Origin of the sequence: Alloyangia pacifica, assembly GCF_003111685.1 — a bacterium.
Classification (GTDB): domain Bacteria; phylum Pseudomonadota; class Alphaproteobacteria; order Rhodobacterales; family Rhodobacteraceae; genus Salipiger; species Salipiger pacificus_A.
The window spans coordinates 632,451-646,056 of sequence record NZ_CP022189.1 but is presented as its reverse complement, the minus strand read 5'-3'; the positions used below and the strand labels follow the sequence as shown (position 1 = coordinate 646,056).

Genomic DNA, 13,606 nt, shown 5'->3' with positions numbered 1-13,606 from the left:
TTGCGGCAGGCGCGCGCGGCAGGGGGTGATCCAGACGCCGTCGCACCCACACGCGACGATCGGATGTTGCCAGCACGTCAGCCGAACAATCGCCAGCCCGCCATCAGCCGCGTCGCCGTGGTTATGGCGCAGGCCGCAGAAAAGACCCAGGCGAGCGGCACAAAAGCCGAGGGGACGAGGCAGAAGGCCGCGAAAAGCAGGATGGTCTCCGCCCCCTCGGTCAGCCCGCCGAGGTAATATATGCCCTTGCTCGGGTAGTCTTCCGCCGTCATCTTGCGCCGCTCGGCGATCAGCGAGAAGGCGAGGAACGATGACCCGGTGCCGATGAAACTGGCGATAAGTGCAGCCGCAGCCAGCGCATTGGCCTGCGGGTCGGCCAATGCGAAGCCGAGCGGGAAGAGCGCGTAGAAGAGGAAATCGAGCGCGATGTCGAGAAACGCGCCGCGGTCCGTCGGCCCGGCGCGCCGGGCGATCTCGCCGTCGAGCCCGTCTGCCAGCCGGTTCGCCGCCAGCCCGGCGAGCGCCAGCCCGAAGGCGCCGCAGGCCGCGGCCCCTGCCCCCGCGAGGCCGCAGGCGAAGCCCGCCAACGTGACCCAGTCGGCCTTGAAGCCCCGCTCGTGCAGCGCGCGGGCGATGGGATGCAGCACGCGGCGCTGCAACGGCAGGAGGTAAGCGTCGATCATAACGGCAAGTCTTGGACCGGCTTTGCGCGGGGTTCAAGCGATCGCATTCAGCGCAGCGCGGTCAGGAGACCCGGCGCGCCCGCAAGGCCAGCACCTGCCGCAGCGCCTCGTCCGGACGCACGGTACGGAAGATATCGCCCATCATCGCCGCATCCGCGCGCAGCCCGGCGATCCAGCCGCCGCGCTTGTCGTGCTTCCAGGGGCTTTCCACCTCGGGCCAGCGCACCACGGCGACACGCAGCCCGGCCTCGATCCACAGGCGGTTCATGTAGACCTCGAGCCCGAAGCGCGGCAATGCGTACAGCGCCTCCAACTGCGCGGCGAGCACCGCGCGGGGCATGACCCTCTCGCCCGAGATGTAGTCGATGCCGATCGCCCGCCACAGCAGCGGCGCATTGCGGCGGAGGCTCATGGCGGCATCGGCGCGGCCCTCGAGCACCGGCCCGGCCAGCGCGGTCAGGTGCCCCTCGTCCAGCCCCAAAAGATCGCTGTCCAGCAGCAGCACATGCGCACCCCGAGCCGCGGCAATGCCTCGAGCCACGGCGCGGGTCTTGCCGCCGTTCTGCGACTGGCGCAGCACGCGCAGCTTGGCGTGTCCCTGTCCCGCCGCCTCGGCCACCTCGGCGGTGCCGTCCGACGAGCCGTCGTCGACGACCACGACCTCGCCGATCAACGGGTGATCCAGCACCACGGACAGCACCGCCGCGATGCGAGGTGCCTCGTTGTAGGCAGGGATGATGCAGCTGAGGCCGCAGGTCGTCACGGTCTGCCTCCCATCCTGAGACCCGTCTTCCAACCGCCCTTCACGCCCCGGCGCAGCACCCAGCCAAGCCCGAAGAGTACCAGCCCGCCCAGCAGCACAAGCGAGGCGCGGGCGATCCAGTTGTCAATCTGGCTATAGGCCGAGCCCAGCGTGTAGCCGAGCGCGACGAAGAACAGGCTCTTGGGAATGGTCGCCAGCGTGTTGACCCAGAAAAAGCGCCAGATCGACATATGTGCGAGACCCGCCGCCACGAGGATCGGCGCCCCCGCGCTGTGGGTGATCTTGCCGATCACCAGCGTGCGTCCGCCCTTGTGGTTGAAATGCCCGGCCAGCGCCGAGAGCCGGGCGCGGTTGAGGCCCATCTTCATCAGCCAGCCCTGCGGCAGACGGTTCAGCCCCCAGCGTCCGATGGCGTAGTACAGCATGTCGCCCGCGATGTCGGCGGCGATCACCACCAGCGTCACGCTCCAGATGTCCAGCAAGCCTCGGCTCGCCAGCCAGGCGGCGATCACGGTGACGATCGGCCCCTCTAGCATGGCAATGGGCGCGAGGATCGCCAGGCCTTCCTTGGCGATGAGGGCTGTTACGGTTTCCAGTCCGATCACGTCTTTACTCCGCGGCCCCCGCAGTCGATTTCGCAGCGTTGCCAGACGCCATGCCTGGGACCATGTCTGGGGCCATGTCCGTTCCGCGCCAAGAGATGCCGCGCCCCGCCCATGTGGCCACCCAGATCGCCGGGAGCAAGAGGTCGCGAACCAGCATGGCGGCGATATCCCGCGGCGCGGCGGGCCAACCCGCCACGCGGCAGAGCGCCCATTCCACAGCATACCACAGCGCCAGGAGCAGCGGCAGCGTCCAGAAGCTCGCCACGCCGACGGAGACGAGCCCTGCGAGGCCGACCAGCGACAGCAGCGGGCCCTGCACGATTTCCCCCATGAAGAGCCCGGGGAAGCCGTCACGCCGCACCCGCGACCAGCGCAGCTGCCGGTCCCAGACCGCACGGGCCTGCCGCTTGCCGATGGGCTGCGCGAAGAGCCGTCGCGCCAGCCGCACCTTCAGCCCTTGCGCGCGCACCAGCTTGGTGGAGGCCACATCCTCGGCGAGGTTGCGCCCCAGCGCCTCGAGCCCGCCACCGGACTCGAGCACAGCGCGTTTCCAGAACAGCGTCTTGCCCTGTGCAAAGCCGAGCCCCAGGCTGTCCGCCGCCAACTGCCAGCGTCCCTGCGAGCTGTTCAGGAAGGCGCATTCCACCGCCCCCCAGAAGTTGCCCGGGCGGCTGCCCACGGGCGGGGCCGAGACGAGGCCGGTGTCCTCGCGCCAAGTGGCCACCAAGCGGGTCAGGTAGTCGCGGTCCAGCAGCAGGTTGCTGTCGGTCATCACCAACCCATCGCTCTGTGCAGCCGCGATGCCCTTGAAAAGGTTGTTGAGCTTGGGGTTGCCGGTGAGCCGCGTCTCGCCGATCAGCAGCTGCGCGGGCACATGCGGATGCTCGGCGATCAGCCGACGTAGCAGCGGCACCGCCGGGTCCGTTTCGCGGGCGGCGCAAAAGATCACCTCATAGGCCGGATAGGCCTGTCGGAAGGACGAGCGCAAGGTCTCCTCGTCGAAGGCGTCGCGCCCGCAGACCGGGCGGATCAGCGACAGGAAGGGTTTCCCCCTGCGTGTCGGCTGCGGGCCCGGGGTGACATAGCGCCAACCGGCCAGCGCCGCGCTGGCAAGATGGATCGCCAGCGGCACCAGCAGCAGCGCGAGAAGCCCCAGCACCATCACATCGCCCCCTCGGCCAAGGCGCCCGCCTCGGCCTTGCCTTCGGCAGGGCGCGCCGGGCGTGGCATCGCCGCGGGCACGGGTGCGCGCTCGTAGCTGAGCAGGCGCATCTTGCCGTCGAAATCCTCGGCCAGCGCGGTCAGGCTGTCGACCCAGTCGCCGCAATTGCCGTAGACCACACCGTTGTGACGTCGCAGGCCGGGCTTGTGCGAATGGCCGCAGATTACCCCCACTGCCCCGGCCGCCCCGGCCAGCCTGGTCAGCTTGCGCTCGAAGCGGTCGCCCATGGCCAGCAGGGTGTTGGCCGCCGAGAGCATCCGGTCGACGAAGCTCTGCTCCCATTCGGTCAGCCCCGCCCGGCGGCGCAGGTGGCCGTCGAACTGGCGCAGCAGAGCGTCGACGCGGCTGCCGAGCCGGGTCATCAAATGCCAGCGCAGGATGCGGGGATCGCACTGGTCTCCGTGCAGCACGAGGTAGCGCCGACCATCAGCCGCGGTGTGAATCACCGCCTCGCGCAGCTCCCATCCCTCGATAGCCGCACCCGGATCGCGCATCCTCGCATCGTGGTTTCCGGGCAGGTAGACCACCCGCGTGCCTGCCTTCGCCCGCGCGCGAAGCTCGGCCATGATCGCGTCGTGCGCCGCCGCCCAGTGCAGCCGCCCCCCGTGCCAGAGATCGAAGATGTCGCCGACGAGGTAGATGGTCTCCGCCTCGACGCCGCGCAGGAAGTCAAGGATGGGGCCGGTCCGGCAGGCGCGCGCGCCCAGGTGCAAGTCGGAGATGAACAGGCTGCGATAAGAGGTGCGGGCGCTCCGGCCATCGGAAAATGTCGGCATCCGGGCATGTTCCTTCACTGTTCGCCCGCCTTATGGCGAATCGATGTATCGTCCGTGTGACGCTCCACCGGCCAGAACACGCAGATGCCGCCACTGGTTCCCGCTCGACCCAAAAATTCTGTTCTTCTTCCGACGCTTGGGCGGTCCCATGCCGCCCAGGTCCGGCTGCAGTGCCCTGTCGACGCCTGATCGCGTGAGGGCGCGCGGATTCACTTCGGGAAGAGAAGCGTCACGCCGAAGCGCGCGCCCCAGCCTTCCGGCCCGTTCGGAGCGGAATCCGCGTAGTAGCGCACCCCGCCCTGCCAGCTCACCGGCTGGCCGCCGATACTGCCGAGCTTGGACGCAAGCAGGCCGATCGGCGCGGAGTCGGTATCGTTGACCCAATCATGCGTCCATTCCGCCTGCAGCGTCGCGGTCCAACCGTTGTCGTAGGCATAGGCGAGGAACGGCTGGGTGAAGGTCGAGTCGATTTCCACAGGCCCGTCCCAGTCCCAGAGGTGATTGGCCAGCACCCCCAGCGTCCAGGGCCCGTTCTGCTTGAGAACCACGCCCGTCACCCCCGCGGCAAAGGTATCGAGCCCGAGGGTGTCCTCGGTCGCGGTCGGGAACAAGAAGGCAGGGCCGACGCCCCAGATCAGCCCGCCCGCGCTCGCGGCCGGCGAGAAGAAGAAACTCTGCGTGGTATCGCCAAGCCCCCAGTCGTCCTGGCCCTGCGAGGGAAGGTTATATTGCGACACGACGGGCACGATGGTCCGTGAGATCAGATTCCAGCCGCCTCCGAGATCGAAGGGGATCACGGGCTGGATGTTCATCGTCCAGCGTTCGCCCTTGCCCTTCGGGCCGATATTGTCATCGAAGTTGAACTGGAACGGCACCGAAATCAGCGACGCGACTGGATTCGAGAGCTGCTTTTGCAGTTCCGCCGCGTCGGACGATGCTTGTGCAAAGAGCGGGGTCGCAAGCAGCGTTGCGGCGACACCAGGCAAAAAGGCTAGGGAGAATTTGGTCATGGGAGCGCTCCAATCAAATGTCATGCAGAAAAAGGGACCGAGATCACGCTACTGCGAAGCCTAGGCGCATTCGCCCGTTCCACGAAGCAACTTTTCCGCGCATGAAGTTGACCCAGCGGAAACTGGACAATTTCGCCACGGCAGAATGCAGCCGCAGCTGGGCCGAGGGCCAAGGCGGCATCGAATTATAATGTCGGGAAAGGCGCATCCGTCGAAAGATGCTTGGCAGGGGCAGCAGGGTTCGAACCCGCGACCTACGGTTTTGGAGACCGTCGCTCTACCAGCTGAGCTATACCCCTGTGGTGCTGCGCTAATTAGAAGGTTCTGTTGGCAGGGTCAACAGGGGAACAGCGGGAAAATCCGCTTCCCTCGCGACGCCCGCTGCCGCCGGCGGACGGTGGCCTGCCATTGTCATTCCCCGCCGCTCGGCGGCTCGTAGGTCAGCAACAGCTTGTAGCCACAGATCGCCCCTAACCCAAGAAAGACCACCGCCCAGCCGGGCGATCCGATCTGCGTCTCCAACAGCCCCCAGCCGAGGCAGACGAGGGTGATCGCCACGCGCAGCCAGAGCGGCCGGAAGAAAGGATGCGAGAAATCGAACACGGCGGGCTCCTGGCGCTGAAGGTGCCGTTTCCTAGCAGCCGGCGCGCCGCCGCGTCACCCCCGAAACGCCGGCGCTCGCCGCAAAGGGGCCGCAAAGGACTTGGGGGAGTGGCCTGCGCTGTGGCATCCTGAGCGTCATGGACCCCAAGCTGGACGCCGCACTGAAATCCACCTGGCCCGGCGCGGCCACGCGCTTTCTCGCCCTGCGCCTTTTGCCGGGCGCTGATCTGCGGCAAGCTCTGGAGCAGGCCTTTGCCGCCGAGCGCGAGCATGCGGGATTCATCGTCGCCTGTGTCGGCAGCCTGTCGAAGGTCAGCCTGCGCCCGGCCGGCCTCGACTCGCCGCTGGCGCTGGAGGTCACGCTGGAAATCGTCTCGCTCTCTGGCACCTTCTCGGAACATGGCCCGCACCTGCACATCGCCGTGTCGGATTCCAGCGGCGCGATGCTTGGCGGTCACCTGCTCGAGGGCTCTCTGGTGCGCACCACCGTCGAGGTGGTGATCGGCCTTGCCCCTGTGCACTTCCGGCGCATGATCGATCCACGCACCGGCTACCCCGAGCTGCAGTTCGATTGACCCGCACGCTTTGATTTAGGCGAGAGCATCCCGGCGGAGCCCGCCAGAGGCGGACGGGGCAAAAGCCTCTCCTGCAAGGATCTCAGCCGAAGAACGCCCGCCGCAGCAGGTTCAGCGCCGCCACCAGCAGAACGATCAACGTCAGCTTGCGGAACATCGCCTGGTCGATGCGGTCGTGGATGCGCCGACCCAGCCACATGCCGCCCATGGCCGGGACCAGCATCGCCGCCGAGAAGGGCGCCGTCTGGGCGTTGAACACGCCTGACACCCAATGCGCGGCGGTGAGCGAGATCGCTCCCAGCCCGTAGGCCACGCCCTGCACCCGGATCTGATCGCGCTTTTCCGTGCCGATCGCCGTGAGGTACGCCACGAAAGGCGGCCCCCAGACGCCGGACATGCCGCCGATGAACCCGGCCACGCCGCCCACCGCCGCCTCGATCCTCGGGGTCGGCCCGTTCGGCAGGTTCGGCCGCCAGCCCGCCAGCTGCATCAGGCAAAAGACGAAGACCGGCCCGCCGATCATTGCCAGCAGCACCTGGACCGGCAGCACCCGCACCAGCTGCGCCGAGAGCGCCAGCATGACGAAGGCGACGATGAGGAAGACCTTGAAGCGCTTGACCGTCTCCCAGGCGGCGCCCGGTCCCTCGCCGAAGGCCTGAAAGGCGTTGGTGGCCAGTGTCGGCAAGATCAGCCCGGCGAGCGCAAGCTCGGGTGAGACCACCGAGCCCAGGCCCGAGATCATGATCATCGGCATGGCGAACCCGACCATGCCCTTGACCATCCCCGCCAGTGCTGCAACGGCGAAGGCGAGCGCCAGCATCGGCGGCGATACGAGGGTCAAGAGCGCGTCCATAAGTGGCTCATATCATGCGCGGAACGCCCAGACAGCCACAATCAACAAGGTAATATTAGAACGATATAAGTGTTTGATTGGTATTTTTGTTGCGCTGCGGTTGCAAAGTCGCTATCTCGATCTTCGGCAGCAGGAGGAGATGATTCATGGCTCATGACGGACAGGGTGGCGCGGTGGAACAGGGCGTGGTGCTTGCAAACCTCCTTGAACTGACCGGCGCGGCAATTACCCCGGTCGAGCAGATCTTCGACGCGGCCCGCGCTGCCGTCCGCGCGCGAGTCGAGGAGCATGGCCGCGTCTCGGGCAAACTGATCGAGGCGCACCAGTTCGCCGCCCACGGCCTTGCATGGCTCGCCACCTACGCCGAGTCGCTGCGCCAGATGCATGGCTGGGCCGAGCGGTTGGAGGCCGAAGGCACCTTCGGCGAAGTCGAGCAACTCCTCTTGCAGATCGCCTTTGGCGAATACCTGGGCCAGATCGCTGGCGGCATCCAGATGAACCAGGGCGAAATGGTGCGCCTTACCGACCTCGGCCTGCCCGCCTCTGCCGCCGCGCCACTTCACGAGGGCGCCGCAGGGACGCTTGCCGCCAGCGGCAACTCTCAGGCCGCCCGCAGCCGTCTAGTCGCGCTCATGGAGGAGCGCAGTGCCGAGATCACCGTCGGCCGCACCGGCCTCGACGACGAGCTTGAGATGATCCGCGAGCAGTTCCGCCGCTACGCCGTCGAGAAGGTCGAGCCCTTTGCCCATGAGTGGCACCTCAAGGACGACTACATTCCGATGGAGGTGATCGAGGAACTGGCCGATATGGGCGTCTTCGGCTTGACCATCCCCGAGGAATTCGGCGGTTTCGGCCTGTCGAAGGCCTCGATGTGCGTCGTCTCCGAGGAGCTTTCGCGCGGCTATATCGGCGTCGGCTCCCTCGGCACCCGCTCGGAGATTGCGGCAGAGCTGATCCTCGCCGGCGGCACCGAAGAGCAGAAAGCCAAATGGCTGCCGCAGATCGCCAGCGGCGAGAAGCTCCCGACGGCGGTTTTCACCGAGCCCAATACCGGCTCCGACCTCGGCTCTCTGCGAACACGGGCGGTGAAGGATGAACAGGGCGACTACATGGTCACCGGCAACAAGACCTGGATCACCCATGCCGCCCGCGCCCATGTGATGACCCTGCTCGCGCGCACCGATCCCGGCAGTTCCGACTACAAGGGCCTGTCGATGTTCCTCGCCGAGAAGACGCCCGGCGACGACGAGGCCCCCTTCCCCACCCCCGGCATGACGGGCGGCGAGATCGAGGTGCTCGGCTATCGCGGCATGAAGGAGTTCGAGCTTGGCTTCGACGGCTTCAAGGTGAAGGGCGAGAACCTGCTCGGCGGCGAAGAGGGCAAGGGCTTCAAGCAGCTCATGGAGACCTTCGAAAGCGCCCGCATCCAGACCGCCGCCCGCGCCATCGGCGTCGCGCAATCGGCGCTCGACGTCGGGATGCGCTACGCGCAGGAGCGCAAGCAGTTCGGCAAGTCGCTGATCGCCTTCCCGCGCGTGTCGGGCAAGCTGGCGATGATGGCCGTCGAGATCATGATCGCCCGCCAGCTCACCTATTTCTCGGCCCGCGAAAAGGACGAGGGCATCCGCTGCGACCTCGAGGCCGGGATGGCCAAGCTGCTCGGCGCGCGCGTGGCATGGGCCAATGCCGACAACGCGCTGCAGATCCACGGCGGCAACGGGTTCGCGCTGGAATATTCGATCAGCCGCATCCTGTGCGACGCGCGCATCCTCAACATCTTCGAGGGGGCGGCGGAGATCCAGGCCCAGGTGATCGCGCGACGTCTGCTCGGCTGAGCAGCCTTCCTCCGATGCACATAAAGGCCCCGCACCGTGGGGCCTTCTGCGTTCTGCAGGGCGCGCAATCCCGCTATCCTCCACTTGTCTGATCTGGATCAAGGCTGTCGCCTCGCCCGCGTGGTCATCAGGGCGCCGCTACATTCAAGGAGAGCGATATGTCGTTCAAGGAACAACTCGCCGACAAGCGCAAGGAGCTGCGCGAGCTGCGCAAGGCCATCCCCGAAACCTTCGCCGGCTTCGTCGAGATGGAAAAGGCCGCTTCTGCCGAGGCCGCGCTGAACCACAAGGAAAAGGAGTACGTGGCGCTTGGCATAGGCATCGCGATCCGCTGCGACGCCTGCATCCTGAGCCACGTCAGCGCGCTGGTCCGCCTTGGCGCCACCCGCGAGGAGATCGCCGACGTTTGCGGCATGGCGGTGCAGATGGGCGGCGGCCCAGGCCTGATGTATGCCGCCAAGGCGCTGGCGGCATACGACGAGTTCACCGCCGAGGCCTGAGGCCGCGGCACCACCAGAAGGCCCCCTGATTAAGAAAAAAGGCCCCGGCGGAACGCTCCGCCGGGGCCTTTGTCATCATACGAACCGGGCTCAGCCGCGCAGTATGCCGCCGGTGGCCTTTTCGACCTTGGCGACGATCTTGGCCGCAACCGCCTCGATGTCCTTTTCCTTCAGCGTCGCGTCGTTCGGCTGCAGGCGCACGGTGATGGCGAGCGACTTCTTGCCCTCCCCGAGGCTGCCGCCGATGAACTCGTCGAACACGCGCACATCCTCAATCAGCGCCTTGTCGGCACCGGCAGCGGCGTTCACCAGGTCGAGAGCCGCCACATCCGCATCCACCACGAAGGCAAAGTCGCGCTCGACAGCCTGCAGGTCGTTCAGCTTCAGCGCCGGACGCGCACCGCCTGCGTTGCGCGGCAGCGGGATCTCTTGCGGGTAGAGGGTGAAGGCCACGACCGGCCCCTTCACGTCCATCGCCTGCAGCACCTTGGGGTGCAGCTCTCCGAAGACGCCCAGCACCTTCTTCGGGCCGAGGCACAGCTTGCCGTGACGGCCCGGGTGCCACCACTCTTCGGCGCCGCGTAGGATCTGCATCTTGGCGGGCGCGCCCAGGGCGGCGAGGATCGCCTCGGCGTCGGCCTTGGCATCGAACACATCCACCGGGCGCGAGGCACCGTGCACGTCCTTGGGACCAGTGCGACCTACGAGAATGCCGGAGACCTGCGTGGCCTGCTCGCCCGGCTCGCCGCCTGCAAAGGCGGGACCGCACTCGAAGAGCGCCATGTCGGCAAATCCGCGCGCCTGGTTGCGCGCCGCAGCCTGCAGCAGCCCCGGCAGCAGCGAGGGGCGCATGTGGCTCATCTCAGAGCTGATCGGGTTGGCCAGCATGGTCGCATCGGTGCCGCCGCCGAAAATCTCGGCGGAGGCCTGATCGACGAAGCTGTAGGTGACGCACTCGTTGTAGCCGAGCTCCGCCGTGGTGCGGCGCGCGATCTGCTCGCGCTTCTGAAGCGGCGAAAGGATCGGCTTCGGCACGCCCGGCTGGGCACGGCGCATCGGCTGGCCCTGCAGCTTGGTGAGCGAGGCGACGCGGGCCACCTCTTCCACCAGATCGGCCTCGCCCATCACGTCGGGACGCCAGCTCGGGACATTGGCCATGTCACCGTCGAAGGTGAAGCCGAGCGCGGTCAGCGTGGCGCGCTGTTCGTCCGCCGGGATCTCCATGCCCACGAGGCTGATCACCCGATCGGTGTCGAGCTTGTAGGCGCGGCTGACGTCCGGCGTGGCGCCCGCGACGACAACTTCCGAAGCCTCGCCACCGGCGATCTCGAGGATCATCTGCGTGGCCGCCTCGATGCCCGGAGCGGCAGAGGCCGGGTCGATGCCGCGCTCGAAGCGGTATCGGGCGTCGGAGTTGATCTTCAGCGCGCGGCCCGTATAGGCGGTGCGGACGGTCTGGAAATACGCCGCCTCGAGGAAAACGTCGACGGTCTCGTCCGACACGCCCGTGGGCTCGCCGCCCATGACGCCGCCGAGGCTTTCAACGGTGTCTCCCGCCGAGATCACCACCATGCCGGGCTCGAGCGTGTAGGTACGCTCGTCCAGCGCCTCGAGCGTCTCGCCGCCCTTCGCGCGGTGCACGCGCAGATCGCCTGTCACCTTACCAGCGTCGAAGACGTGCAGCGGGCGGTTGCGGTCGAAGGTAAAATAGTTGGTCACATCGACGAGGAAGCTGATCGGGCGCAGGCCGATGGCCTTCAGCCGGTCCTGCAGCCACTGCGGCGAGGGGCCGTTCTTCACGCCACGGATGACACGGCCGTAGAACACCGGGCAGTCGTCCAGCGTGTCTTCGTCGATGGTCACGCTGATCGGCGAGGCGAAGCTGCCGGGCACGGTGACCTCGGGCAGCGGCTTCAGCGTGCCGAGGCCGCGCGCCGCGAGGTCGCGGGCGATGCCATGCACGCCGAGCGCGTCGGGACGGTTCGGGGTGATGGCGATCTCGATCACCGGGTCGACCTTGGCCGGATCGTTGGACGCCAGCCAGTCGATGAAGCGCTCGCCGACCTCGCCCGAGGGCAGTTCGATGATGCCGTCATGCTCTTCCGAGAGCTCCATCTCGCGCTCGGAGCACATCATGCCGAAGCTCTCGATGCCGCGGATCTTGCCGACCTGAATGGTGGTGTCGATGCCGGGCACATAGGTGCCGGGCTTGGCGACGACGACGGTGATCCCCTCGCGCGCGTTGGGGGCGCCGCAGATGATCTGGCTCTCACCCTCGTCCGTCATGACCGTGCAGACGCGCAGCTTGTCGGCGTCGGGGTGTTTCTCGGCCTTGAGCACCTTGCCGATGGTAAAGGCCGACAGGCGGTCGGCGGGGTTCTCGACCCCTTCGACTTCCAGCCCCAGATCGGTCAGTGCCTCGGTGATTTCCTCCACCGTGGCGGAGGTGTCGAGGTGGTCTTTCAACCAGGAAAGCGTGAATTTCATCTCTCGGCCCGGCTTGGTTTCGCTTGGCTCCGGTCCTTAGCGGAATGAGGCGGGAGGGGAAAGGGGGTTGGCCCGGAGAGGTCCCCGGGCCGGGACGGAGAGAGCAAGCGATGCCTCTCGTGGCCTGCGACCAAGTCACCCCCGGGGTATTAGGAGAAAGGCTCCGGCGGCGCGCGCCGGAGCAGGCACGCGTCAGAGCAGCTTGCAGGCGTCTTCCATCTTCAGGCGCGGCAGGCGGCCGAAGACCTGCGAGGGATCACCGTAGCCGAGGTTCACCATGAAGTTCACTTTCCAACTGGTGCCGGCGAGGAACGTCTGCTCGACCAGCTTGGCATCGAAGCCCGACATCGGACCGCAGTCGAGACCGAGCGCACGGGCCGCCATGATCAGGTAGCCGCCCTGAAGCGAGGAATTGCGGAAGGCAGTCTCGGAGATCATTGCCTCGGAGCCGGTGAACCAGGGCTTCGCATCGACATGCGGGAAGAGCTCCCCGAGCTTGTCGTAGAACGCCATGTCCTGACAGACGATGACGGTGACCGGGGCCGACAGGGTCTTGTCGCGGTTGCCGCTCGACAGGGCGGGGGCGAGCAGTTCCTTGGCCTCCCGGCTGCGGATGAAGACGAAGCGCGCGGGGGAACAGTTGGCCGAGGTCGGGCCCATCTTTACCAGATCATAGAGCTGTTCGAGGATCTCCTCGGGGATGTCCTTGTCCTGCCAGGCGTTCTGGCTGCGAGCCTCGAGGAAGAGCGTGTCGAGCGCCTCGGCGTCGAGCGCGCCGTTGGGGAGGAGGTCTTTCATCTATCGTGCCTTTCAGTCGTCATTCGGGCGTCTGGGGCGTGGCGCCGCTCGATGACTTCCCCCGCCCGGAGAGCGGGTGCAAGAGCGACGGGCCTTCGCCCCGGAGCGGAGGCTCCCCGGGGCGCGATGTCACGCGCCGGGTGCCCAAGATCCGGGCACACGGCGGCACCCGCGGCCTCTCGCAAATGACAGGGCGCTTTCGTTACGCCGGGGCCGGCCCAACCTTTCGAAGGTCGATGTACTCTGGACGGCGGCGCCGGTGCCCTGCATTCATGGACCAGCAGTCCCGGACCCGCCGCCGCTCGGCCCGCAGCGCGGCGTGCCCACCGGATTGCCCCGGCGCTGGCTTCCTCCCGGCCCGCCGTGACCGAAGGAAAGGATGACTGAATGGATCCCAACGATTTCAAATCCGGCATGCGCCGCCTTGCCGCCGGCGTTTCGCTGGTCACCTGCGAGGCAGGCAATGCGCGGCACGGGCTGATCGCCACCGCCGTCACCTCGCTCAGCGCCGAGCCGCCGAGCCTGCTGATCTGCGTCAACGCCTCGGCCTCGATCCACGAGCACCTGAGCGAGGCCCGGTCCTTCTGCGTCAACGTGCTGTCGCGCGGCCAGCAGGACGTCGCAATGCGCTTCGCCACCCCCAGGGACCGCGAGACCCGCTTCGAGATGGGCGAGTGGTCTGCGCTGGAAACCGGCGCCCCTGCCCTGCGCGGCGCACAGGTGAGCTTCGACTGCCGCCCGGCGCAGAAGAGCAGCTTCGGCACCCACACGATCTTCATCGGCGAGGTGGTCGCGGTCACCGATTGGGGCAGCCCCTCGGATCCGCTGCTCTACCACGACGGCAAGTTCGCGGGTCTTACCGGGGCTGAGCACGCCTGAGACAGTCAGCGCGGCGG

Annotated in this window: 14 protein-coding genes and 1 tRNA gene; 4 read left to right on the top strand and 11 right to left on the bottom strand. The window is 67.2% G+C overall.

Annotation, left to right across the window (positions count from 1 at the left end; genetic code table 11):
- Positions 1-77: 77 nt before the first annotated feature.
- The 8 genes from CEW88_RS03120 to CEW88_RS03085 form a co-directional block, all read right to left on the bottom strand.
- The gene (locus CEW88_RS03120) at positions 78-683 is read right to left on the bottom strand and encodes a CDP-alcohol phosphatidyltransferase family protein (RefSeq protein WP_108964640.1); all 606 of its coding nucleotides are present in this window, start codon (positions 681-683) and stop codon (positions 78-80) included.
- A 61-nt stretch (positions 684-744) separates the two neighbouring features.
- Entirely contained in the window at positions 745-1,446 is a 702-nt protein-coding gene (locus tag CEW88_RS03115; protein WP_108964639.1) for a glycosyltransferase, read from the bottom strand.
- A complete protein-coding gene (locus CEW88_RS03110) occupies positions 1,443-2,051 on the bottom strand; it encodes a DedA family protein (protein ID WP_108964638.1) in 609 nt (202 codons plus the stop codon). The genes CEW88_RS03115 and CEW88_RS03110 overlap by 4 nt, the downstream gene beginning before the upstream one ends.
- Positions 2,052-2,055: 4 nt before the next feature.
- Entirely contained in the window at positions 2,056-3,213 is a 1,158-nt protein-coding gene (locus CEW88_RS03105) for a ceramide glucosyltransferase (RefSeq protein WP_108964637.1), read from the bottom strand.
- On the bottom strand, positions 3,213-4,049 hold the full coding sequence (locus CEW88_RS03100) for a UDP-2,3-diacylglucosamine diphosphatase (protein ID WP_108964636.1): 837 nt from the start codon (positions 4,047-4,049) through the stop codon (positions 3,213-3,215). Before CEW88_RS03100 ends, CEW88_RS03105 begins: the two co-directional genes overlap by 1 nt.
- A 209-nt stretch (positions 4,050-4,258) precedes the next feature.
- Positions 4,259-5,059, bottom strand: coding sequence for a hypothetical protein (locus tag CEW88_RS03095; RefSeq protein WP_108964635.1), 801 nt, complete (start codon positions 5,057-5,059; stop codon positions 4,259-4,261).
- 223 nt (positions 5,060-5,282) lie between these two features.
- Positions 5,283-5,358 (bottom strand) — tRNA-Trp (locus tag CEW88_RS03090).
- Positions 5,359-5,470: 112 nt separating this feature from the next.
- On the bottom strand, positions 5,471-5,662 hold the full coding sequence (locus CEW88_RS03085; protein ID WP_108964634.1) for a hypothetical protein: 192 nt from the start codon (positions 5,660-5,662) through the stop codon (positions 5,471-5,473).
- Positions 5,663-5,799: 137 nt separating this feature from the next.
- Here CEW88_RS03085 and CEW88_RS03080 point away from each other — a divergent pair, with 137 nt between their 5' ends.
- Positions 5,800-6,237: a PPC domain-containing DNA-binding protein gene (locus CEW88_RS03080; protein WP_108964633.1), complete on the top strand. Its 438-nt coding sequence runs from the start codon at positions 5,800-5,802 to the stop codon at positions 6,235-6,237.
- An 82-nt stretch (positions 6,238-6,319) separates the two neighbouring features.
- On the opposite strand, the gene CEW88_RS03075 is transcribed toward CEW88_RS03080, so the two are convergent.
- Positions 6,320-7,090: a sulfite exporter TauE/SafE family protein gene (locus tag CEW88_RS03075; protein ID WP_108964632.1), complete on the bottom strand. Its 771-nt coding sequence runs from the start codon at positions 7,088-7,090 to the stop codon at positions 6,320-6,322.
- Between the two features lie 146 nt (positions 7,091-7,236).
- On the opposite strand from CEW88_RS03075, the gene CEW88_RS03070 reads away from it, so the two are divergent.
- Positions 7,237-8,925, top strand: coding sequence for an acyl-CoA dehydrogenase family protein (locus CEW88_RS03070; protein ID WP_108964631.1), 1,689 nt, complete (start codon positions 7,237-7,239; stop codon positions 8,923-8,925).
- A gap of 158 nt (positions 8,926-9,083) precedes the next feature.
- Positions 9,084-9,425: a carboxymuconolactone decarboxylase family protein gene (locus tag CEW88_RS03065; protein WP_108964630.1), complete on the top strand. Its 342-nt coding sequence runs from the start codon at positions 9,084-9,086 to the stop codon at positions 9,423-9,425.
- Positions 9,426-9,515: 90 nt separating this feature from the next.
- On the opposite strand, the gene pheT is transcribed toward CEW88_RS03065, so the two are convergent.
- Positions 9,516-11,912, bottom strand: coding sequence for a phenylalanine--tRNA ligase subunit beta (gene pheT, locus CEW88_RS03060; protein WP_108964629.1), 2,397 nt, complete (start codon positions 11,910-11,912; stop codon positions 9,516-9,518).
- 192 nt (positions 11,913-12,104) lie between these two features.
- Positions 12,105-12,710 carry a malonic semialdehyde reductase gene (locus tag CEW88_RS03055; protein ID WP_108964628.1) on the bottom strand — a complete coding sequence of 202 codons (606 nt, stop codon included), beginning with the start codon at positions 12,708-12,710 and terminating at the stop codon, positions 12,105-12,107.
- A 387-nt stretch (positions 12,711-13,097) separates the two neighbouring features.
- Here CEW88_RS03055 and CEW88_RS03050 point away from each other — a divergent pair, with 387 nt between their 5' ends.
- Positions 13,098-13,589, top strand: coding sequence for a flavin reductase family protein (locus CEW88_RS03050; protein ID WP_108964627.1), 492 nt, complete (start codon positions 13,098-13,100; stop codon positions 13,587-13,589).
- Positions 13,590-13,606 lie beyond the last annotated feature (17 nt).